The sequence below is a fragment of the Oceanispirochaeta sp. M1 genome (assembly GCF_003346715.1).
Lineage (GTDB): Bacteria > Spirochaetota > Spirochaetia > DSM-2461 > DSM-2461 > Oceanispirochaeta.
Genome location: NZ_QQPQ01000007.1, coordinates 165,423 through 187,011 on the forward strand (window position 1 = coordinate 165,423; position 21,589 = coordinate 187,011).

Annotated in this window: 21 protein-coding genes and 1 tRNA gene; 18 read left to right on the forward strand and 4 right to left on the reverse strand. The window is 43.0% G+C overall.

From position 1 onward, the window contains the following. Positions 1–47 precede the first annotated feature (47 nt). From DV872_RS06755 to DV872_RS06765, 3 genes are all read left to right on the forward strand, one after another. The gene (locus DV872_RS06755) at positions 48–1,577 is read left to right on the forward strand and encodes an ABC transporter substrate-binding protein (protein WP_114629093.1); all 1,530 of its coding nucleotides are present in this window, start codon (positions 48–50) and stop codon (positions 1,575–1,577) included. Positions 1,578–1,685: 108 nt separating this feature from the next. Continuing rightward, positions 1,686–4,082, forward strand: coding sequence for a glycoside hydrolase family 2 TIM barrel-domain containing protein (locus DV872_RS06760; RefSeq protein ID WP_114629094.1), 2,397 nt, complete (start codon positions 1,686–1,688; stop codon positions 4,080–4,082). 50 nt (positions 4,083–4,132) lie between these two features. Continuing rightward, the gene (locus DV872_RS06765) at positions 4,133–5,206 is read left to right on the forward strand and encodes a LacI family DNA-binding transcriptional regulator (RefSeq protein WP_114629095.1); all 1,074 of its coding nucleotides are present in this window, start codon (positions 4,133–4,135) and stop codon (positions 5,204–5,206) included. Between the two features lie 143 nt (positions 5,207–5,349). On the opposite strand, the gene DV872_RS06770 is transcribed toward DV872_RS06765, so the two are convergent. Then, positions 5,350–5,433: transfer RNA gene (locus DV872_RS06770), tRNA-Leu, on the reverse strand. 127 nt (positions 5,434–5,560) lie between these two features. Between DV872_RS06770 and DV872_RS06775 the strand changes: the two genes are divergently transcribed. Next, positions 5,561–6,373: a TIGR00282 family metallophosphoesterase gene (locus DV872_RS06775; RefSeq protein ID WP_114629096.1), complete on the forward strand. Its 813-nt coding sequence runs from the start codon at positions 5,561–5,563 to the stop codon at positions 6,371–6,373. Next, on the forward strand, positions 6,351–6,818 hold the full coding sequence (locus tag DV872_RS06780; protein WP_114629097.1) for a SoxR reducing system RseC family protein: 468 nt from the start codon (positions 6,351–6,353) through the stop codon (positions 6,816–6,818). Before DV872_RS06775 ends, DV872_RS06780 begins: the two co-directional genes overlap by 23 nt. A 6-nt stretch (positions 6,819–6,824) precedes the next feature. Here DV872_RS06780 and DV872_RS06785 read toward each other — a convergent pair whose 3' ends face one another. Together DV872_RS06785 and DV872_RS06790 are read right to left on the reverse strand one after the other, a co-directional pair. After that, positions 6,825–7,958 (reverse strand): chemotaxis response regulator protein-glutamate methylesterase, encoded by a 1,134-nt coding sequence (locus DV872_RS06785; protein ID WP_114629098.1) that lies wholly within the window; start codon positions 7,956–7,958, stop codon positions 6,825–6,827. 14 nt (positions 7,959–7,972) lie between these two features. Beyond that, on the reverse strand, positions 7,973–8,791 hold the full coding sequence (locus tag DV872_RS06790) for a protein-glutamate O-methyltransferase CheR (RefSeq protein WP_114629099.1): 819 nt from the start codon (positions 8,789–8,791) through the stop codon (positions 7,973–7,975). Between the two features lie 148 nt (positions 8,792–8,939). Between DV872_RS06790 and lptC the strand changes: the two genes are divergently transcribed. The 13 genes from lptC to DV872_RS06855 all read left to right on the forward strand — a co-directional run bounded on the left by lptC (position 8,940) and on the right by DV872_RS06855 (position 21,008). Next, positions 8,940–9,494, forward strand: a complete 555-nt coding sequence (gene lptC, locus DV872_RS06795; RefSeq protein ID WP_114629100.1) for an LPS export ABC transporter periplasmic protein LptC — start codon at positions 8,940–8,942, stop codon at positions 9,492–9,494. Further along, a complete protein-coding gene (locus DV872_RS06800) occupies positions 9,491–10,216 on the forward strand; it encodes an LptA/OstA family protein (protein ID WP_114629101.1) in 726 nt (241 codons plus the stop codon). The genes lptC and DV872_RS06800 overlap by 4 nt, the downstream gene beginning before the upstream one ends. Further along, positions 10,209–10,955 carry an LPS export ABC transporter ATP-binding protein gene (lptB, locus tag DV872_RS06805; protein ID WP_114629102.1) on the forward strand — a complete coding sequence of 249 codons (747 nt, stop codon included), beginning with the start codon at positions 10,209–10,211 and terminating at the stop codon, positions 10,953–10,955. Before DV872_RS06800 ends, lptB begins: the two co-directional genes overlap by 8 nt. Positions 10,956–11,045: 90 nt before the next feature. Next, positions 11,046–12,425 carry an RNA polymerase factor sigma-54 gene (gene rpoN, locus DV872_RS06810; RefSeq protein WP_114629103.1) on the forward strand — a complete coding sequence of 460 codons (1,380 nt, stop codon included), beginning with the start codon at positions 11,046–11,048 and terminating at the stop codon, positions 12,423–12,425. Between the two features lie 69 nt (positions 12,426–12,494). After that, the gene (gene hpf / locus DV872_RS06815; protein WP_114629104.1) at positions 12,495–12,788 is read left to right on the forward strand and encodes a ribosome hibernation-promoting factor, HPF/YfiA family; all 294 of its coding nucleotides are present in this window, start codon (positions 12,495–12,497) and stop codon (positions 12,786–12,788) included. Positions 12,789–12,955: 167 nt separating this feature from the next. Continuing rightward, on the forward strand, positions 12,956–13,930 hold the full coding sequence (hprK, locus tag DV872_RS06820; protein ID WP_114629105.1) for an HPr(Ser) kinase/phosphatase: 975 nt from the start codon (positions 12,956–12,958) through the stop codon (positions 13,928–13,930). A 16-nt stretch (positions 13,931–13,946) separates the two neighbouring features. Next, complete coding sequence (locus DV872_RS06825) at positions 13,947–14,213, forward strand: HPr family phosphocarrier protein (RefSeq protein WP_114629106.1); 267 nt, start codon at positions 13,947–13,949, stop codon at positions 14,211–14,213. Continuing rightward, positions 14,170–14,766 carry a hypothetical protein gene (locus tag DV872_RS06830; RefSeq protein WP_147283116.1) on the forward strand — a complete coding sequence of 199 codons (597 nt, stop codon included), beginning with the start codon at positions 14,170–14,172 and terminating at the stop codon, positions 14,764–14,766. The genes DV872_RS06825 and DV872_RS06830 overlap by 44 nt, the downstream gene beginning before the upstream one ends. Then, entirely contained in the window at positions 14,763–16,541 is a 1,779-nt protein-coding gene (locus tag DV872_RS06835; RefSeq protein WP_114629108.1) for a PAS domain-containing sensor histidine kinase, read from the forward strand. The genes DV872_RS06830 and DV872_RS06835 overlap by 4 nt, the downstream gene beginning before the upstream one ends. Further along, positions 16,519–17,880, forward strand: coding sequence for a sigma-54 dependent transcriptional regulator (locus DV872_RS06840; RefSeq protein WP_114629109.1), 1,362 nt, complete (start codon positions 16,519–16,521; stop codon positions 17,878–17,880). Before DV872_RS06835 ends, DV872_RS06840 begins: the two co-directional genes overlap by 23 nt. Continuing rightward, entirely contained in the window at positions 17,877–18,479 is a 603-nt protein-coding gene (gene lexA / locus DV872_RS06845; protein WP_114629110.1) for a transcriptional repressor LexA, read from the forward strand. Before DV872_RS06840 ends, lexA begins: the two co-directional genes overlap by 4 nt. Further along, on the forward strand, positions 18,472–19,443 hold the full coding sequence (holA, locus tag DV872_RS06850; RefSeq protein ID WP_114629111.1) for a DNA polymerase III subunit delta: 972 nt from the start codon (positions 18,472–18,474) through the stop codon (positions 19,441–19,443). The genes lexA and holA overlap by 8 nt, the downstream gene beginning before the upstream one ends. Positions 19,444–19,508: 65 nt before the next feature. Continuing rightward, entirely contained in the window at positions 19,509–21,008 is a 1,500-nt protein-coding gene (locus DV872_RS06855; RefSeq protein ID WP_114629112.1) for a bifunctional diguanylate cyclase/phosphodiesterase, read from the forward strand. Here DV872_RS06855 and DV872_RS06860 read toward each other — a convergent pair. After that, the gene (locus tag DV872_RS06860; RefSeq protein WP_114629113.1) at positions 20,983–21,576 is read right to left on the reverse strand and encodes an RlmE family RNA methyltransferase; all 594 of its coding nucleotides are present in this window, start codon (positions 21,574–21,576) and stop codon (positions 20,983–20,985) included. The genes DV872_RS06855 and DV872_RS06860 overlap by 26 nt on opposite strands. Positions 21,577–21,589 lie beyond the last annotated feature (13 nt).

The following is a 21,589-nucleotide window of genomic DNA, read 5'->3' on the forward strand; positions in this document are numbered from 1 at the left end:
GGTTCAACATTGACGTAGGTCAGTGATAATAATTAAAGGAGGGACTTATGATTAGTCTCAAAAAATTGATGGCAATATTGCTTGCCCTATGTATCTCAGGATTTGCTTTCGGCGGCGGCCAGCAGGACAGCGCCGTGGATGACACATCGAAATTTGTTGAGGTAACTCACCATGTGATGGGTAATCCTCCCACCAATGGAATGGATAAAATTGCAGAGGAGGAGTGGAACAAAATACTCAAAAAAGAGATCAATACTCATATGAATCTCCGCTGGATTGAATGGGCTGACTGGTATACCAAGTACAACCTTATTCTTGCCTCAGGTGAGTCTGTCGATCTGATTCATTCCTCATCCACATGGCTGGATATGTGGCCCAATGCTCAAAAAGGTGCTTTTCTGCCCCTGGATGATCTGCTTCCACAATATGCTCCCAAGACCTGGGATGAAATCCCCGCCGGAGATTGGGATCAGGCCCGATATGATGGAAAGATTATTGCTTTTCCTGAAAATGCTTATACCCAGTATGTTAATCACGGTTTTATGTACAGAGGTGATTTTGCAAAAGAGGCAGGGATAACTGATCCCATTGCATCTTATGAGGATCTGGATGAATATTTCATGGCTGTTAAACAGAATCACCCCGATGTAGTTCCCTACGCAGCTTCCGGTAGTTTCAAAGACTGGACCATGCATGGATATTTTCAGTCCAAGTCTGACCGTATTCTTGTGAATCTGCCCACGGAATATCAAATTTTCATGGCTAAGAGCTTTGATGATCCCTATACCCTTGAATCAGTGGTCTATACAGATATGTTTGTGGATTTTGCCTATTTGATGAAAGATTGGGCCGATAAGGGATTCTGGAGTAAAGACGCTCTGAATAATACAACAGATCCACGGGAAGCCATGAGAGCCGGTAAGAGTGCCAGTGATCAACATCATACACAGACCTACAGATATTTCAGGACAGAAATGGACACTAAATTCCCCGGAAGTGATTTGCAGTTCTATTCTTTCAGTGATACCAATGACAACCTGGTGGCCGAGCCTATCACTCATGGGGCAACCAGTGTCGGCCGAACATCTAAAAATCCCGAAAGATCAGTCATGGTCTATGAACAGCTGAGACAGAATAAAGCATTCTATCAGCTGGTTAATTATGGTGTGGAAGGCTCTCAGTATGAAATTGCCGATGGTGTCCGTGTCCAACCCGAAGGCTATAACAGAGAACTCCATCTCTTCGAATCAAACTTCTGGGGTGGTCGAGTGGATAAATTTGAGATTCCCAGCGATCAGGAATTTCTCGGGACCAAAGATCTCTGGGCAAAGTTTGATAAAATCGTCAAGTCTCCCTTTCCCTACAGCAAATTCATTCTGGATAAAACTCCTGTAGAGGCTGAAATAGCGGCTGTTTCTGATGTAATCAGTCAGTATCTTGTTCCTATCATGTTCGGAGCTGTTGATGATCCTTCAGAAGCCGTAGAAGAGTTGAGATCCGCCCTTAAAAAAGCCGGTCATGATCGCCTGCTGGATGAGTTCCAGACTCAGGTCAGTGAGTACGGAAAAAACAATTAATTTTGTGAAGAGTAATCTTTAAAAAATAGTAATTGTCCCCCTCCGGGGGGACTTATGTAAATTAAAAAAATTGAGTCAAAAATATAATGATGATCTACAGCCTTCTATATGGCTGAAAAGATCCTTCGGGTGAGGTATAAAATAATGGGACGCATAAAAGAAAAAATAAACCGAGACTGGAAATTTATACGTCATGATCAGCCTTTTCCCGGCTATAAAGGGATCGATGACAGCCAATGGGAGACAATCACTCTCCCCCATGACTGGTCTGTGACAGAAGATTTTGACCAGAAATATTCGAGCGGAACCGGCTATCTGGCCAACGGTGTCGGCTGGTACAGAAAGAGATTTACTCTCCCCGAAGAGTACAGTCATAAGCGGGTATATGTGACCTTTGAGGGGGTTTATAATCACTCACAGGTCTGGTGCAACAGTTCTTATTTGAATAAAAGGCCCAGTGGCTACAGCAGCTTCACATACGATATCACTGACTTTGTAAACTTCGGATCCTCTGATAATGTAATCTCGGTCCGGGTCGATCATAAGGACAGCGCCGATTCACGCTGGTTTACGGGTTCCGGAATCTACCGGAATGTTTATCTGACAATGACAGATCAAGTGCATTTAAAAGAATATGGTGTTTTTGTCACAACTCCTGATGTGAGCCGTCATAGGGCTCAGGTTCAGGTTGAAACAGATCTGATTAATCATATGACAAAGGAGAAGACTCTGACTCTTGAGGCTGTTCTAAGTGATTCTGATGGTCTCAGTTGTGCTCAAGTGGAGTCCGCACCCTTTACAATAGGGGCTGATGATGAAATAAGCCATTCCCTCAGCCTGTCTGTTGAAAATCCGCAGCTCTGGTCCCCTGATCATGCTGCCTTATACACTATTTCTGTAAGGCTGAAAGAATCGGATAGGATTCTGGACAGCTATGATGGGAACATGGGTTTCAGATTTTTCCATTTTGATCCGGAAAAAGGTTTTTTTCTCAATGGTGACTCTCTGAAAATGAAGGGGGTCTGTCTCCACCATGATGCCGGTTGTCTTGGTGCTGCTGTACCGAAAAAAGTATGGGCCAAGCGATTGGCAGATTTAAAGGATGCCGGTTGCAATGCCATAAGATGCAGTCATAATCCACCGGCTCCGGATTTTCTGGATCTATGTGATGAAATGGGATTTTTAGTACAGGATGAGGCTTTTGATGAGTGGGAAGGTGTCAAAAACAAATGGTGGCAGGGGCATAATGTCTATCCACCCAGACACTTCGGCTATTATGAGGATTTTCCCGAGTGGCATCAAAGAGATCTGCAGGACATGGTAAAACGGGATCGCAACCATACGTCCATCATTTTCTGGAGCATCGGAAATGAAATTGATTATCCCAATGATCCATATTGTCATCCTTCATTCGCTCAGATGACAGGGAATAATGATGAAAACAAGCCTGAAATCGAGAGAATGTACGATCCCAATAAGCCGAATGCCGAACATCTTGTTAGAATCTCAAAACGACTGGTAAAGCTTGTGAAGGAATGCGATAGCACCAGACCTGTTACCGCGGCCCTGGCTTTTCCCGAATTATCCAATATTACAGGTCTGTCCGAGTCATTGGATATCGTGGGATACAACTACAAAGAGCAATGTTACTCCGAGGCAGCGGATAAATGGCCTGACAGAGTGGTCTATGGAAGTGAAAACAGCAAAGATCTGGAAGCCTGGCAGGCAGTGGAAAATAACCCGCGAATCTGTGCCCAGTTTTTATGGACAGGCATTGATTTTCTGGGAGAAGCTCAGGGCTGGCCGGTCAGAATTTCCGCCGCGGGGATATTGGATTGCGGAGGGCATAAAAAGGCCAGCTACTATTACCGTCAGAGTCTCTGGAGTCCCAATCCCATGGTCATGCTGACCACAATGAAAAAAGTTGACAGAGAGCTTTACGACGGAGAGGTCTTTCATTGGAACTACTCCGAGGGTGAGTCCGTTGTGATTCGTGGATATTCCAATTGTGAGCAGGTGGAATTATTTATCAACGGCAAGTCTGAAGGCATTCAGAATCCCCGAGAAAATAAAGACAGATATACAGAATGGACAACTGCTTATACAGAGGGAACAATCAAAGCTGAGGCCTTGGATATAGACGGGAATAAGTATGGATATGAGTTGAAAACTTCTGATGATGAAATCAACATTCACCTTCATTCTCCTCTTAAGAAACTTCACTATGATGGGGAAGACTTTGCAGAAATTGACATCCGTCTTCAAGACAGTCAGGGGAATCCCATTAACCATCAGGATCAGAAGCTGAGTGTTCAAATAAAGGGGGGGGCCGTCCTGATGGGACTGGAATCGGGAGATCCCCAGGATCTTACTCCTTATTATTCTCATCAGCGTTCCACATACAGAGGCAGGCTTAAGGCCTATATTCGCAGTATCCATGGAGCTCGGAATGCCGTGGTAGAAGTGAGAAATGAATCGGGTGCTAAACAAGTTATTGCTTTTTGAGTATTATCATGTAAGCGGCATGAGCCTGTGATCAGGAGTGAAATATTCATATGTTTAAAGATAAGCCCGGAAATGGTAGCGAGGGTATAACAATCTATGAGATAGCCAGAGAGGCTGGTGTGTCTACGGCCACGGTATCCAGAATCCTGACGGGCCATCAGAAAGTCAGTAACGAAAAAAGGGTGAGAGTGGAAGCTCTTATTGAGAAATATAATTTTACACCCAATTCAATGGCCCGGAATCTATCAAGTGGCAAATCCAGAATACTCGGATTTATCCAGCCCGATATTGAACATCCCTATTATGCAAAGCTCTATACCTCTGCTGAAAGGCGGGCGGCAGAACTGGGTTATTCAATTTTTCTGGGAAATACTCTGAACGATAACAGCCGGCACATCAATAATCTGGAGATGAAATATCTGAGGCAGATGCAGGAAAAGAAAGTGGATGGCATTATGATTGCCGGAGGTCGTCTGCAGGATATAGAGCATCGCCGGGAGTATGAGTCAGAATTGAAGGCAATCATCTCGACTACTCCCATCGTTTCAATCAATACACATATGCCATGGATAGACTGTCCAAGTGTTAAGACCAATGAGGAGGCGGGAATCATTCAGATGATGGATTATTTTGTTTCTTTGGGGCACACAGACATTGGCTTTATTGGCGGAGTTGAGGGGATCGACCCAAGTGCTGAACGCTTACAGTCCATGAGGATCGGCCTTGAAAAGAATGGCCTCGTATTTTCTGAAGAATGGCATATTGGAAGTTCCGGTTTCAGTGCTGAAGATGGGCGAATCGCCCTGTCCAGGTTTCTGAAATTGGATAATATGCCTACGGCAGTGTTATGTTTTAATGACCTGGTCGCCATTGGATTTATAAATGAAGCCCATAATCAGGGCTTAAAAATCCCAGAAGATATTTCAGTTGCAGGAATTGACAACATAGCTTTTGGTGATTATCTGATTCCTTCATTAACGACTGTAGATCTTAAAGCAGAAGAGCAGGGGCGTCGGGGAGCCGAGATAATGGTGGATTACTTGAACAAACAGATCGAAGATCATCATTCTGTAATTGAACCTCGGCTGATTCTAAGAAATTCCTGCTCAAAAAAATCAGGATAAGAAAAAATCTATAAGATCATTATTGAAAGTCCCGTCTCCATTTGCCCTCCAGGTATTCGGGCACGATCTCCGCTTCGAGTCTACTTTTCTCGTAGAAATAAAAAAAGCTTCAACGACCTGAAGGTCATTGAAGCTTTTATTTGTGCCTGGAAGAGGACTCGAACCTCCACGCCCTTGCGAGCACTAGTCCCTGAAACTAGCGTGTCTACCAATTTCACCATCCAGGCAGACGTGAAGGTAGTATAGAGAGGCTTGTTTTATTTGTCAATATCAGCCGGGAAAAGCTTAAAATTATCTTTTTAATACATCCCTTTTGGAATTGTTTTCATCTCAATATTTATATATATTAGGAGCATGAAAGTCCTGTTCATCGGAGAAATAGTCAGCAAAGCCGGAGTTTTTACTGTTAAGAAACTCCTTGCCGGACTCAAGAAAGAAAAAGAGATCGATTTCGTCATTGCAAACGGTAACGGGGTTACCGGTGGATTCGGTATGGGGAAAAATCATTCTCTGTACTTGAAGAAGCTGGGAATTGATGCAATATCATCCGGAGAGTGTGTCTTTTATAAAAAAGACATGGTCAGTTTTATCCCTAAAGCCTCTTTTCTACTCAGACCGGCCAACTATCCCCCCGGAAGCCCCGGAAGAGGATGGGGCATCTATAATGTGGGAGATCAGAAAATTGCAGTAATCAATCTTCTGGGACAGTCAGGATATCAGAGAGTTCATCTCTCAAATCCTTTTTCCTATGTACCCGATCTGATTAAGAGGGTGAAGGAGACAACTCCCAATATAATCGTGAACTTTCATGCCACAACTACAGCCGAGAGGCAAACCCTTTCCTATGTGGTGGATGGAACAGTGAGTGCCATGATCGGTACGGGGACAAAAGCCCTGACCGCCGATGCATGCCTGATGGAAAAAGGTACGGCCATGATTACCGATGCAGGACGCACCGGCAGTCTTAACTCCGTCGGAGGCCTTGCCTCTGATGTGGAGATAAGAAAATTTATAAACCAGATTCCAGAGAGATCCCAGGATGCCTGGGATCAGTTAGAACTGCAGGGAGTTCTGCTGGATATTGATGATCAGGGTAAAGCCCTGAGTATAGAAACTTTAAGAATACCCTGTTTGGAGAGACCAGATGATACAACCGACAATCGTTGAAGAAATACAGGCGGATAATACTGTCCTGGTAAGATACCCAAATCCCAAGGCTGAAAAGTCTCAGACATCACGCTCTTTCTGGAAGGTTAAGGAGAGGACTTTCCCTGCTGAAAATCCTGAGAATCTTTTTCTTCTTAAGGGGGATATGGTCGAGATTCTTGTTGATCCCAAGGCCTCCATCAAAGCGGCTTTTATGATATTTATGCTACCCTTGATTGGCTTCCTGGGTTTTTATGGACTGTCTACTTTTGTTTTTCAGAAAGAGGCCTTTCTATTTCTATCGGGAGTTCTGGGACTGTGCGCCGGAATGGGAGTCAATATCCTGGTCAGAAAATTCAAGGGACAGGGAGAACTTCCTGTCATTCAGAATAAAATGACCCCCCAAGGGGTGCAGGAGTTTAAGGAATGTCATGACGCCTGTAAAAGCTGTAAGGGCTGCGGCTGAAACGTATCACTCCGCGAGCTTGCTGATAGTGGCAGCCATATCATCCAGGGAAACCACTTGACGGATATAGTCATGTTCAATGGCGACCCTGGGCATTCCGAATACGATACACGACGAGCTGTCCTGGGCAATCGTCATGCCTCCCTCTTTGTAAATCTGACCTATCTCTCTTGCTCCGTCTTTTCCCATTCCTGTCATTATCACAGCCATGGATTTGTTGCCATATGATTTGGCAACTGAATCAAAGAGTACTCCAGCCGAAGGTTTGTGACCGTTTACAAGGTCTGTATTCTGAAGCCTGATTATTGATGCCAGACTTTTTTTCTCAATAGTAATATGTGCATCTCCCGGTGCTATAAGAATTCTGCCGGGTTTGATGATGTCACCTTCTGCAGCTTCCTTGACTTCCAGGGGGCAAACTCTATCCAGACTGGCGGCAAATTCCTTGGTGAAACCGGCAGGCATGTGCTGAACCACTACTATTGGTACCGATAGAGCAGGGTCAATCTCAGCAAATACTTTTCTCAGGGCATTAGGACCACCAGTCGAAATTCCGATGGCGATTATTTCTGGTTTTTCTGGTTCTTTTTTAGGTTTCACTTTTTCCCAGAGCTGTTCCGAACGGTTTCTTTCGGCAGGGGCTGGAGTTGCTTGTCTGGTTCTGTTTATTTCCCTGAGCTGGGTATCGCTGTCTTCAAGAGGCGGTACAGTATTGCCCCTTTTTCTTCTGTAATCACTGCCGTAGGCTTTGAGAACCGAAACCAGTTGTGAGCCAACTTTATCCAGCTCATCCACAACACTTCCGCTTGGTTTGGTTATGAAGTCGGATGCTCCCAGAGAGAGAGCCTCCATTGTTACCTTTGCCCCTTTCTTGGCGATGGATGAAAGAATTACTACAGGAATCTCATATTTGAGCTTATGCATCTCTTTGAGGAATTCAATTCCATTCATCTCGGGCATTTCCAGATCAAGAACAATGATGTCGGGATTCAGCCGCGGTATTTTGTTTAAACCGAAGCGCCCGTTCATAGCAGTTCCTATGACACGAAGGGAACTGTCTTTCTCTATAAGCTTGGATATTATATTTCTCATCAGAGCTGAATCATCTACGATCAGAACGGATATTTTATTATCAGACACTTAAAACCTCTTAATTAATCCTGAATCTTTCCATATATACAGGCCCAGTCAGTCTTGATGAATTTAAACTGAGTGTCCATACCGAAGAGTGATTCGGAATGTCCTATAAACAGGTATGAGTGGGGAGCCATGGAATTCCAAAAATTATCAATTACATTTTTCTGAGCAGGTTCATCAAAATAGATAAGTACATTTCTGCAGAAAACAATATCAAGATTTCTTAAATTGCTTCCAAATTTCAGATTGTGATAATCAAATTTGATTAGTGCGCCAATCTCTGGATTTATTTTAAAACTGTTATCCTCTTCAATAAAATACTTCTTCAGGTAATTTTCGGGAATACCGGTTGTTCTATTTTTTAGATAAACTCCCTCTTTTGCTTTCATAAGAGATTTCAAACTCAGGTCTGATGCTACAACTTCAATTTTAAAATCAGGTGGAAGGTGCTCCTTCAGAACCATGGCATTAGTATAAGGCTCTTCGCCTGTGGAGCACCCGGCACTCCATATGGTAATTTTCTTGTTGCCGCTTTTTCTTTTTTGTTCAACAAGATCCGGAATTACATGATTTATAAAGGTATCGTAATGAGCCTGGTTTCTAAAAAAACGGGTCAGGTTGGTGGTCACCGAATCCAGGAAGTCTTTGAGTTCACTGTCGCTGCTTTTTAGGGTGGAATAGTACTCTGGAATATTGTCCAGTTTGAGAAGTTTCAGACGTTCTTTGAGACGGCTTTCCAATATGGTTCTGTTTGAATCTGAAAAGTGGATTCCACTTTCGTTATATATGAGATCTCTGATTTTTAGAAAATCAGAGTCTTTTAGGAAATCTGACATATGGTATTCCGTCCTTTAGCTTATCTATGAGTCTAATTCCCTGTATAAAGGACTGTCAATATATTAAAGATAAAATGATCTTTACAAGCCCTTTGTCGGGGAATAACAGATTGACAGCATGGAAGTATAAAACCATAATTTCGAAAGAATGCGAAAAACATCCCGTTTCCTTATTATTCTTCCTCTTATTATTACTGCCTGTTCCCTGGATTATGACTCCTCGGTTACAGATAGCCTGGATGAGTCCATTCCCACTTCCCGCCTTTATGGGGTGAAAAGGGTTCAGATTCAGGAAGGGAAGCCGAAGGTGACTTTTGAGGCTGAGGAAGCTGTTGTCTGGGAAGACCGGGAAGAAACTGAACTCTTTAATTTTGTTTTTTATGAATTTGGCGATCAGAGGGATATCATTACCAGAGCTGAAGCTGAGTATCTATTGATTTCGGATGATAATGATGCCGAAATTGAAGGAGATATATACGGTTATTCTGTACGTAATGAAGCTTCTGTCGAAGCAGATAACCTTAAGTGGTTCGATGAAAAGAGAGTTCTCAGCAGTAGGGATGATTCTTTTGTCTCTATCGAAATGGATAACGGATCACTTCTTGAAGGCCGTGGGTTTGAAGCGGATCTTTTTACAAATACAACAACCTTTTCATCTGGAATAGGCGGAACCCTTGAGTCGGGGACAGAGGGTGCAGAATGATAAATAAACGTTCAGTCTTATTTCTTTACTATATTCTTATAGCAGGTACTCTCTTTGCAGAGCAGTACAGTTTTTCAAGTGATTTTCTTAAGTCGGTAATGGCAGAAGGAAAAGAGAAAACACTGCTTGAGGGCAGTGTTCTTGTTCAGTCTGAAAAGAAAAAGATAACTGCTGATCGTGTGGAGATTCTAGGAAAGGACTTTCAGTTTTTTATCTGTGAAGGAAATGTAAAGGTTGAGGATCTGGAGAAAGATTTCACCCTTAGTTCCGAGGTTTTTCATTATGACAACGATAATCGGATTATCAGAATCAACGGTCCCTCAATAATGGAAGACCGTGAAAACGAGATGATCATAAAATGCAGCTACCTGGAAAACCGTGAGAAGGAAGATCTTATCATCATGCAGGTGGGGGTCCGTATACTCAAAGAGGATTTAGCCTGCCGCAGCGAGTTTGCTGTATATGACAGGGAACGGAATATGCTTGAATTGACCGGATTGCCTGTTGTTTACAGAAAGGATGATGTGTTCAGAGCCTCCAGGATTACAGTCAACCTGGATAATGATGAAATAAGCATGGAGGGAGTGGTCCAGGGATCTCTCCTTTCTAAGAGTGAAGATGATGAGAAAGATGAAAAGGCAGATTCTGTAGTGGATGAAGGAATAACGGAATCTGAATCATTGCCTGAAGAAGAAAAAACCGTGGAGAGTGCAGATGAGTGATCAGGTAATTGAGAAAACGTCTCTCCAGGTAGATAATGTCAAAAAAGTGTACGGTAAGAAAACCGCTGTTAAGACAATGAGTTTCTCCATGCATCAGGGTGAGATTGTAGGACTGCTCGGACCGAACGGAGCAGGAAAAACGACTTGTTTCTATATGATTGCCGGATTTATAAAGGCCTCAGACGGCAGAATCCTTCTTGATGATGTTGAGATTACACATGAGCCTATGTTCAAACGTTCCCGTCTTGGGATCTCCTATCTTCCTCAGGAACCCTCTGTCTTTCGGAAACTCTCTGTTGAAGATAATATCTGGGCAATTCTTGAAACCAGAACAGATCTTAATAAAGCAGAAAAAATAGAAAAAATGGAACATCTCATTGATGACCTGGGAATCCATAAGGTACGAAAACAGAAGGCATTTACCCTCTCCGGAGGAGAACGTCGGCGTACCGAGATTGCCCGCGCCCTTGCGACAGATCCCCGGTTTCTGCTTCTGGATGAACCTTTTGCCGGAATTGATCCCATTGCTGTCTATGAGATAAAGAAGATAATTGAGCATCTCTCTGGAAAGGGCATAGGGATTCTCATTACAGACCATAATGTGCGTGATACTTTTGAGATCACTCATCGCTCTTATATCTGCAACCTGGGTGAGATTATTGTAAGTGGAAACAAAGAAGAGCTTCTTGCCAGTGAGCTTGCCAGAACTATCTATCTGGGTAAAGATTTTTCAATGTAGTCCGTTCTGGACTATTGTAGGCACGTATCTTGCTTATTCACAGAATAATGGTACAATTCTCATTACACTATTTAATAAGCGGAGGAAGTTGTGCAGTCGCAAAGAACTGTAATTTCACAGGAACAGCGCCTGAAGATGAGCCCTCAGATGTATCAGTCAATACAGCTGATGGCTCTTCCCATTCAGGATCTGAGGTTGAAAATTGCAGAGGAGATAGATAAAAACCCCGCACTGGAACAACTCGAGATGGAAAGGACCGCCTCTTTAGATGAGGTCCCTGAAAAAAAGAGTGAAGATTTTGATCCATTTGAGAACAGTTCTGATCCCGGCTATACCACACAGAGTGGAGGAAGCAGCGGCGGTGAAGATACCAAAAGGAAATTCCTGGAAGGTACTATCTCAAGAGGAGAGTCTCTTCAGGATCATCTGCTGTGGCAGCTGCATATGACTTACCTCACCGAGAGAGAGCTGGAGATCGGAGAGCTGATCATCAGTAATCTGGATGGTAACGGTTTTCATATTGGTCCTCCCTCAGTCCTTGTCAGAGAGGATGAGAGTGAAATCCTTGAGAAGATGATTGTACAGATTCAGGGCTTTGATCCCCTGGGGATTTGTGTTGCTGATCATAGAGACTCTCTGCTGCTCCAGGCACAGTTCAGAGAAGATATGCCCGAAGAACTTGAGACAGTTCTGACCGATTTAATGGAATTGCTGGAGAAAGAGAAATATAATGAAATTATAAGGCAGCTGAAAATCAGCCGGGAACGTTGGGAAGAGATAATGTATTTTCTTAAATCCCTGGATCCTTATCCCGGCAGTTTCTATTCAGAGAGTTCTTATAACTATGTGATACCGGATTTGATTGTTCGAAGGAAAGAAGGTGAGTTTGTGATCGTCCTCAATGATGAGGAAATCCCAGTGCTCAGGATTAATTCTTTCTTTGAGGATATTCAGGAGGGGGAAGCCGCAGCCAAAGACAAAAAAGTGAAACAATTTGTGAATGGACGTGTTAGGGATGCCCGCTGGTTTATTGGAAGTATCAATCAGAGAAATATGACCCTTCTTAAAACAGCAACTGCGATTTTAGAATTTCAGAGAGAGTTCTTCAGAAGAGGACCGAAATATCTGAAACCCCTGACATTGAAAGATGTAGCTGGGGAAATCGGGGTTCATGAGGCAACCGTATCCAGAATCACAACCAATAAGTATGTGCAGACCGAATGGGGCATATACGAATTGAAGCACTTTTTTTCTAACTCTATTTCCGGTGCCGGATCGGGAGGCTCAAAGTTTTCCAAAGAGGGAGTCAAAGAGGTTATAAGAGAAATTATCGCTGAATCATCGAGTGAAAAGAAACTGTCTGACCAGAAGATTTCGGATCTTCTGAGTAAAAAAGGAATTAATATCGCCCGGAGAACTGTTGCAAAGTACAGAAATGAACTTGCATTGGGCTCTTCTTTTAAGCGGTAATAGTTTAATTTTTTGGTGACTTTGTCCGGATAACAATTGAAGGGCAATGCCGCTTGATAGGAGGCTTCTATGACAATAGAGCTTAAAGGTGTTCATTATGATGTATCTGACAAAACCCGTGAGTACGTGGACAAAAAGCTGCTAAGGCTTAAACATGTGGAGGAATTGATTGTTGATTTCCATATGACCTTATCCAGGGAACCTAAGGGGATGTACATTGCTTCATCAGATGCTCATTTTCGCTGGGGACAGAAAAGCCATGTCAAAGTGGAGGACCGTGATTTGTATAAAGCGATAGATATAATGTTTGATAAGATGGAAAATAAAACAACGAAAGAAAAAGAAAAAATTCAGGCACATTGATCTGAATCATTAATTTTGATAAATACGGGGTGCTCTTCAATAAAAGAGACCCCGTTTTTTTATGTCATTCATAACTGTAGTCCTCAGCAGAGTAAAAAAGAGTAGAATTTTAGCTGGAAAACAGCTAAAATCAAGTTCCTGAGTGAATCATGGAAAGATGAGGAATTATGGATAAGTTTACAGTTCTGGATCTTTTGGATTTGGACCTGCATGATTACAATGCCCTGAAACTGAGCTGCATTGCCGGCCGGAAAGGTCTTGTGAAAACCATTGATCATATGGATCTCAACCGTCCCGGATTAGCTTTGACCGGTTTTTTCAAGACATTTGCTCCCCAGAGAGTTCAGGTCTTCAGTCTTGCAGAACATGAGTATCTGAAAGAGATGGAACAATCAGGTGATACCTCAGCGGTAGAGAAGCTTTTCAGCTACCCGATTCCCTTCTGTGTCTTCTGCAGAAATTTGACACCGGGTGACTGGTTTCTGGAAATAGCGGAGAAGGCCGGTGTACCGGTTTTGAAGACTGCCCTTCCTTCCAGTGAGTTTTCTGTCAAAATTATCAGGTCCCTCGGAGATATTCTGGCACCTCAGGAAAAACAGCATGCTGTCATGGTTGAAGTATTTGGTATGGGTGTACTTATTAAAGGTGAAAGCGGAGTCGGGAAAAGTGAGACTGCACTGGAGCTTCTTGAGAGGGGACACCGACTGGTTTCGGATGATTCGGTACTGCTGAAATGTTTTAGCGGAAAGATTATTATGGGATTCAGTGATGACAGAATTCTGGGGCATCATATGGAGATCCGGGGACTGGGGATTATTAATGTTTCCCAGATATTCGGAGTACGTGGAATTAGAGATAAAAAACAGGTTCAGATGGTAATAAATCTTGAAGAATGGGATTCTTCAAAAAATTATGATCGTCTTGGAACAACTGAGCAAAAATCTGATATACTTGGGGTAAAGATTCCCACATTTGATATACCAGTCAAACCGGGTAGGAATATTCCGGTGATTATTGAGACAGCGGCACTCAATGAGAGATTGAAACATAAGGGACATTATGCTGCTAAAGAATTTAACAAGAACCTGATACAGATGCTGGAAAGTGACAACGCCAGGAAGATGTATCAGGATAATTATTGAATAACAGGAATAAATAATGGTTCAAAAAAATACAAAAGTTAAAAATAGAGCAGGACTGCATGCCAGACCGGCTGCCATGATTGTTCAGACAGCATCTAAGTTTGAAGCTACTATTTTCATAGAAAAGGGTACTGAGAAAATTAATGCCAAATCCATTATGGGTATTCTCACAATGGGTGCCGGTTATGATGCCGAAGTGGTAATCAGTGCCGAAGGAGCCGATGAACAGGGAGCACTGGATGCACTATTTACCCTTTTTGAAAACAGGTTCGAAGAGGAGTAGTTCCGCCTGCCGGATAATTCTCTGTTGTCTTATTTCCTTCTCTGCAGTAATTCCTCTGTCCGGAAATGAACTGGGTAACTGTGTCTACAGCACATCTGAGGAAGGAACTCTTGTTCTTACCTTTACTCCGGAGTCCATTCCGGAGAGAAAGATACAGTATAACATTGAGCAGGGACATAAATCCGAACTATCTATCACCTACCGAATTCAGAAGAATACAGAAAATTCTCTTCTGATGGGAGGGGAGCATCAGGAAATTAATATAAGAAGAACAGGTTTCCGAGATCAGATTACGGGAGACTATGTTCTGATGCTGAACGAAAGAGAAATTGCAGTATATAGAGACTGGTCATTGTTCATAAAAAATTTTCTATCCCCCATTGTATATCCCAGCAGAATAATTCTGAATGTGAATCAGAATATACTTGTTAAAGTACGTTCCAGGGTTATCTATAAAAAACTTGTTCCCCCTTTCAGTATTATGTACCTGATTCCCGGTAAGTTTATGCACAGCCATCCCTGGCAGAATGCAAAGACTGAGGAGGATCTGTGAATTTCCAGCGTCTCCGGGACTTTCTTCAGAACAGCATCATCACTGTTATTCTCTTATATCTCCTTATAATAGTTCTGATCCTTATTTTTGCTTCAAGCATTCTGGGAGGAATGGATCAGAATACAATTGGTGAGAATCCTTCTCAGCTTATACTGCTTATTGCAATTCCTCTATTGATTCTTGTAGCTCTTGGATACAGTTTTATCTATGTGTGGAAAAAGGTTAAAACAAAACACTCCCGTTACCGTTTTCGTCTGCGTCTTGTTCTGTTTATTTTCCTTATCATAGTCCTGATTTCTCTTCCTCAGACAATTTTATCCGTCAGTTTTGTGGATATGGTCTTCAGCAGATGGTTCGGTCCCGATGTGGGGGATGCTCTGAACAGTGGTCTTGAAATTGCCCTGGAGTATTATTTTGATCTTAACCGGGAGCTTGAGGATATAGGAAACAGTCCCTATCTTGCCCTCTCGGTTTCCAAAGTCATTCATTCTCCGGATCAGGTCTGGAAGGAAGTGAAGGTTCAGTATCCCCGTATTGAGGGGATGCAGATTGTATCTCCTGATGAATTGTATGTTTTCGGAGATCCCCGGCTAACCTATTCACGGAATGAAATTGCTCAGCTGCAGAGTGGGTTAATACCAAAAAGAACGGTTCCAGAGTTCAGTATTCTGGGTTTTATCAAGGAGTATCAGATAGGAGGTGAGCCCTATCAAATTGTACTTTACAGAACAATTCCCCGAAAATTTGATGAGCACGCCAGAAACCTTACTCAGGTTATTGAGAAGTTTAAGCAGTTTAATGAATATGAGGGGATCTTCAGAATCGGTCTGATACTTTTTTATGCAATTTTCCTCGTTCCAGTTCTCTTTTTGGGACTCGTTGTAGCTCTTTATGTCAGTCAGAGATTGATTCAGCCATTTTTAGGGCTGGAGGAGGCTACCAGAAGGGTTGCCCAGGGGGACTACTCCTATCGTCTCCTCAGTCGGGAGAAGGATGATTTTTCTTTTCTGACCGACTCATTTAATTCCATGGTCCAGGAACTGGAAGTCTCCAGAAAAGAAACTCTTCAGACTGAAAAAGTTTCGGCCTGGCAGGATATTGCACAGCGTCTGGCCCATGAAATCCGCAATCCCCTGACACCCATCCGCCTTTATGCTCAAAGGGTGCTTGCTCGTCTCGGAGATGATGAGATGCCCGAAGAGGTTATCCGGAAAGGGATGGATCGTATCCTTGTGGAAGTGGATAATCTGAATAATCTGCTTACAGAGTTTCGGGAATTCGCCCGGCAGAAACCGCCGGCCCTGGAAGAAGTCAATCTGAAAAAATTTATCTACACCATCATTGAGGTGCTGGAAGAGTCTTCTCCCAGAGTCTCTTTTATTACAGATGATTTTCCTACGGATCTTTTGATCCAGGTTGATCAGGGTCAGTTGAGGCAGGTGTTCAATAACCTCATATCCAATTCTATACAGGCCATGGATGGGGACGGAGTTATTATCCTGAGGGCTGATCTTGTGAAAAAGGGCTATTCTGTCTACTGTAGGGTACAGGTTAGCGATTCCGGTCCGGGAATCCCCGAGGAGATGCTGGGTCAGGTATTTAAACCCTACTACACAACACGGGAAGAGGGAACTGGTCTGGGTCTGTCTATTGTAGAACGTATCATTCATGACCACAGGGGACGTATCTGGGTTGAATCCGCCCAGGGAGAGGGAACTACTTTTTATCTGGATTTACCTTATGAGGAGCTGTATGGAAAAGATTCTGATTATTGATGACGAGGCTTCGGTCAGGGAGGTTCTGAAAGATATCCTGAGTGATGAAGGGTATGAAGTTCTTGAAGCTCCCGACGGTATTGAAGGTCTCCGTATCATGAAAACAGAGCCTGTTGATCTTGTATTCCTCGATATCTGGCTTCCTAAGATGGGCGGTATTGATGTCCTGAAGATAATTAAAGAGGAGTATCCCGTTATATCTGTTCTGATTATTTCCGGACATGCCAATGTGGATCTGGCAGTTAAAGCCATAAAGATCGGAGCCTTTGATTTTCTGGAAAAACCCCTTGATCTCACCAGAGTTCTGACTCTGAGTCGGAATGCACTGGAACTTGAAAAACTGAAGAAAGAGAACCGCTCCCTTAAAACTGCCAGGGTTCCTGATGATCAGATGGTGGGCAGCAGTCTGGGGATGCTGCAGATCCGTGAGATTATTTCCCAGACTGCAGATTCGGAAGCCCGGGTTCTTATTCTTGGAGATAATGGTACCGGAAAAGAACTGGTAGCGAGAGCTCTGCACAACAGCAGTTCCAGAAGGATGGAACCTTTTGTAGAGGTGAACTGTGCGGCCATTCCGGAAAATCTGATTGAGAGTGAACTTTTTGGTCATGAGAAAGGTTCTTTTACCGGTGCGGCAAGACAGAAAAAAGGTAAATTTGAGCTGGCAGATGGAGGAACCCTGTTTCTTGATGAAGTCGCTGATATGTCTCTGGCGGCCCAGGCAAAGGTTCTCAGAGCAATTCAGGAGCTGAAATTTGACAGGATCGGGGGGACAGATCAGATCTCTGTTGATGTCAGAATCATCTCGGCAACCAATAAGGATATAATGCGGGAGATTGAAGAGGGCCGCTTCCGGGAAGACCTCTACTTCCGTCTTAATGTTGTGCCCATTCATGTACCTTCTCTGAAAAACAGAGTTGAAGACCTGCCTCTTCTGGTGGATCACTTCATGAAGCTCTTTACTCCCTCCGGAAGTCCGGAGCGTAGAATCTCTGTGGAAGGCCTGGCTGAAATGAGCCGTTTTCCATGGACCGGTAATATCCGGGAATTGAAAAATTTTATAGAAAGAATTAATATCATGTCCGAAGAGATTGAGATTACAGCAGAGACTGTTGTGGAGTTTCTGGGAGAGCAGAAGCTGACTAAAAAGTCTCCCTTGCTTGAAAAATTCGGGATCATGAAGCTTAATGAAGCACGTGATGAATTTGAGCAGATACTTTTACAAGACAGACTGGAAACAAACGGGTATAATATATCACGTACAGCCCAGGATCTGGGAATATATCCCAGTAATCTTCATAGTAAGATTAAAAAGTATGGTCTGGAAATAAAAAAATGAAAGCATTAACAAAAAGACAAGGTGAGATTCTGGAGTTTATCCGGAATTATATCCACGACAATCAGTATCCGCCCTCAATTCGTGAAATCGGACGTAATTTCAGTATCTCTGTTAAGGGAGCATATGATCATGTCAAAGCTCTTGAGAAAAAAGAAGTTATTGCTATCAGTCATAATAAATCAAGAGCCATAACTCTGGCACCCGAAGAAGAGGGGCGTGAAGAGACCAGACGTATTCCGATTCTTGGAAATGTTGCCGCCGGACTTCCTCTTTTTGCTGAAGAGAATCATGACGGGTCGGTCACTCTGCCTTCAGATCTACTGAAAAAGGGTAATCTTTTTGCCCTCCATGTTCAGGGCGAGAGTATGATCGGGGCCGGCATCTTTGATGGTGACCTTGCTGTATTTGTTCAGCAGCCTCAGGCCAATAACGGTGAAATTGTTGTAGCCATGGTAGATGATGCTGTTACTCTTAAACGTTTTTACAAAGAAAAAAACAGAGTGCGTCTTCAGGCGGAGAATCCTGCCTTCCCGGCGATATTTACTCAGGATGTCAGAATTCTTGGAAAGCTGATAACCGTCATCAGGCAATATGGCTGAAAAACAACTTCATATGCTCCTGGGCCCTGAAAAAGGGCAGAAAGACCAGTATCTGGACAATCTGAGAAAGAATCTCAAAAAGAAATATAGTGAAGATCCCGAATCCCATCGCTTTTATCCTTTTGAAAATGATATGAGTCAGATCCTCTCAATTCTTCGGAACGGTTCCCTTTTTTCTGCACATAAGATGGCAATTATCCTCAACTGTGAAGAGATAAAAAAAGCAGGGGATATTAAGATGCTGGCCCAGTTCTGCAAGAATATGCCCGATGATGTGACACTTGTTTTTCAAAGTGATTCTGTCTCTGTGGATAAGAGGATTGTTGCTCTTATCCCCCCCTCGGAAAAGAAAATTTTCTGGGAGATGTTTGATAACCAGAAAAAAGGCTGGATTCAGAAATATTTCTCCGACCAGGGGCTGAAAATTGAAGCTAAGGCCATCAATGTTCTTCTTGAAATGGTGGAAAATAATACCACGGATATGAAGGAAGCCTGTCAGAAGCTGGCCTTCTATTTCAGCATAGGTGATATTATCCGTGAAGAGGATATTGATAATTTTGTCTATCACAGCAAAGAGGAAAATGTCTTCACTCTTTTTGAAAAAATGCTGTTGAAAGATCTTTCGGGTACACTGGAAGTTTTCTCAAAAATAACTCTCTCAGGAGACACCGATCTTGTCTATCTTCTCTCCGGTCTGATGCGTCAGATCCGCAGGGTATTAAAGGTTAAGATGGCAGTTGCCGAAGGTGAATCTATACAAACAGCTTTTCAGATGTATGACGTCCGGGGTAAAAAGAACCAGAAAGTAACCGGGGATGGTCTGAGAAAATTCGGGCTCAAGGAACTTGAGCAGATTCAAAGAAAGGGAGAAGTATTGGATCGGCAGATGAGGGAGTTGAAAAAGGATATGCAGGTCATTTCATTTCAGCTGTTTCTAACCCGTTCTTTAAGAGGGATTCAATAAGCTGAAACATAGAACTATTTCGCACCTTTTTTTGAATACTCAGGAATTACTATCAAAAGAATTATATGAAAACATTTGTTAAAACCCTGATTATTCTCAGCTATACTCTCCTTCTGGGAACCCTTATATTTCTTGAATTCTATAACAGCCGACTCCTACCCATACTTATTCCTCAGCTGATAATTACATTCCTCATCTCCTATCCTGCCAGTCGTCTCTACTTCAGAAAGATGAATAATGACCGTGAACGGCTTATTGAAAAAATTTACTTTGACAGAATAACAGGTCTTCCCAACAGAGAGAAACTCCGCCTCGATTCTGCCCGCTCCGACTCGGTTCTTTATCTTATAAATATTGATTCCTTCAAGGAAGTTAATGATTTTTACGGGAATGCAGTGGGAGATGCGGTCATACAGTCTCTGGCCAAGAGACTGAGAAGTCTGGCACGTTCTTCCCATTCCCGCTTATTTGATGGAGTTGAGCTCTACAAGCTTGAGATAGACGAGTTTGCCTTCCTGTTTAACTATTCTCCCGATATTGAACGGGTGCACCGCACGGCTGATGTTATTATAGAGATGGTAAATGATTATCCCTTTCAGGTAGAGAATACGGAAATAACAATTACCATAACCCTCGGGGTTGCTTCTGTTAATGATAAAGAGCTTCTTGAAGAATTCAGCATCAGAACTCCGGGTATTCTTGCTCAGGCTGATATGGCACTGAAAAGAGCAAAAGAGAAGCATGCTTCCTTTCTAGTTTATCATCACGCCATGGATATTCCCCGTGAATATGCCGAAAACATACGCTGGACCCATGAAGTCAAACAGTCCATAAAGGAAGACCGGGTTTTCCCTTATTATCAGCCTATCATCAATAACAGAACAGGTCTCATTGAAAAGTTTGAATGTCTGATGCGGATTATCGATGAAGAAGAAAATATTATATATCCCGAAACATTTCTGAAAATATCCAAACGCTCCCGTCAGTATCCTACCTTGTCGCGGATAATGCTCCGGAAGATCATCAGGGAAATGAAGAATACTACAAAGGATTATTCTTTCAATATTTCTGTTGAAGATATTCAGAACAGGGATACTGTTATGTTTATACGCCGGATTCTGGAAAATCACTGGAAGGAAGCTCCCAGGATCATATTCGAGATTCTGGAGAGTGAGAATATTGAGGGTGTTCCCGAGGTTCCTGAGTTTATCCGTCTTGTAAAGGATTATGGATGCTCCATCGCCCTTGATGACTTCGGAACAGGTTACTCCAACTTTAATTACATCATGGCTCTGGAAGTGGACCTGATTAAGATTGATGCATCAATTATCCGTAATCTGGATAGTGACAAGAATGCCATGGCCATCGCCGAAACAATTGTGGGTTTTGCCAGAAGGACCGGAACTAGAACTGTTGCCGAATATGTCCATTCCCAGGAGATCTATGATATTGTCCGTTCTATCGGGATTGATTACTCTCAGGGTTTTTTTCTGGGAAAACCGGAATCGGATTCTACTAGAGTGGAGATCAGAACTGAAGCTATCCCTTCCGTTTCAGGCCGATAAGGTAGTATTCGAATGATTCCTTTCGAACTGCCTTGGGTTTTAATTTTTTTACCTGTTCAAATTCATCTTTCATTTTGTCAAAAATCTCAGTTTCATCACCGCCCTGAAAAACCTTGACCGTGAAATTTCCTCCGGGTTTAAGCCATTCCAGTGAAAAATTGAGAATCTGTTCAACAAGATCATAAGAGCGGCGTGTATCCATCAGACGGTTGCCCGTGGTTGAAGGAGCCGCATCGCTGATAATAACGTCAAAGGGGCCCCATTGAGAGAGCTCCCCTCTGATCTCTTCCGAGAATACATCACCCTGAATGAAATGGAGTTCTCCATTGGCTCTGAATTTTCCCAGAGGCTTAAGATCGGCACCTACCACTATCCCCTTTCCTTTAAGGAGTTTCAGGCAGTACTGGGTCCAGCTTCCGGGGGATGCTCCAATATCCAGTACAGTATCTCCGCTGTTGATCAGTTTTGTCTTATTCTGAATCTCTTCCAGTTTAAAAACTGAACGGGCCATATAGCCCTCTTTTTTTGCTTTCTGGGTGTAAAAATCCGGACGGGTCCTGTTGGACATAGTGTGGTCTCCT

Bases quoted from the DNA above. Each gene is read 5' to 3' on its own strand.
- DV872_RS06755 (WP_114629093.1), top strand. From the start codon at position 48: ATGATTAGTCTCAAAAAATTGATGGCAATATTGCTTGCCCTATGTATC.
- DV872_RS06760 (WP_114629094.1), top strand. From the start codon at position 1,686: ATGGCTGAAAAGATCCTTCGGGTGAGGTATAAAATAATGGGACGCATA.
- DV872_RS06765 (WP_114629095.1), top strand. From the start codon at position 4,133: ATGTTTAAAGATAAGCCCGGAAATGGTAGCGAGGGTATAACAATCTAT.
- DV872_RS06775 (WP_114629096.1), top strand. From the start codon at position 5,561: ATGAAAGTCCTGTTCATCGGAGAAATAGTCAGCAAAGCCGGAGTTTTT.
- DV872_RS06780 (WP_114629097.1), top strand. From the start codon at position 6,351: ATGATACAACCGACAATCGTTGAAGAAATACAGGCGGATAATACTGTC.
- DV872_RS06790 (WP_114629099.1), bottom strand. From the start codon at position 8,791: ATGTCAGATTTCCTAAAAGACTCTGATTTTCTAAAAATCAGAGATCTC.
- lptC (WP_114629100.1), top strand. From the start codon at position 8,940: ATGCGAAAAACATCCCGTTTCCTTATTATTCTTCCTCTTATTATTACT.
- DV872_RS06800 (WP_114629101.1), top strand. From the start codon at position 9,491: ATGATAAATAAACGTTCAGTCTTATTTCTTTACTATATTCTTATAGCA.
- lptB (WP_114629102.1), top strand. From the start codon at position 10,209: ATGAGTGATCAGGTAATTGAGAAAACGTCTCTCCAGGTAGATAATGTC.
- hpf (WP_114629104.1), top strand. From the start codon at position 12,495: ATGACAATAGAGCTTAAAGGTGTTCATTATGATGTATCTGACAAAACC.
- hprK (WP_114629105.1), top strand. From the start codon at position 12,956: ATGGATAAGTTTACAGTTCTGGATCTTTTGGATTTGGACCTGCATGAT.
- DV872_RS06825 (WP_114629106.1), top strand. From the start codon at position 13,947: ATGGTTCAAAAAAATACAAAAGTTAAAAATAGAGCAGGACTGCATGCC.
- DV872_RS06830 (WP_147283116.1), top strand. From the start codon at position 14,170: ATGCACTATTTACCCTTTTTGAAAACAGGTTCGAAGAGGAGTAGTTCC.
- DV872_RS06840 (WP_114629109.1), top strand. From the start codon at position 16,519: ATGGAAAAGATTCTGATTATTGATGACGAGGCTTCGGTCAGGGAGGTT.
- lexA (WP_114629110.1), top strand. From the start codon at position 17,877: ATGAAAGCATTAACAAAAAGACAAGGTGAGATTCTGGAGTTTATCCGG.
- holA (WP_114629111.1), top strand. From the start codon at position 18,472: ATGGCTGAAAAACAACTTCATATGCTCCTGGGCCCTGAAAAAGGGCAG.
- DV872_RS06855 (WP_114629112.1), top strand. From the start codon at position 19,509: ATGAAAACATTTGTTAAAACCCTGATTATTCTCAGCTATACTCTCCTT.
- DV872_RS06860 (WP_114629113.1), bottom strand. From the start codon at position 21,576: ATGTCCAACAGGACCCGTCCGGATTTTTACACCCAGAAAGCAAAAAAA.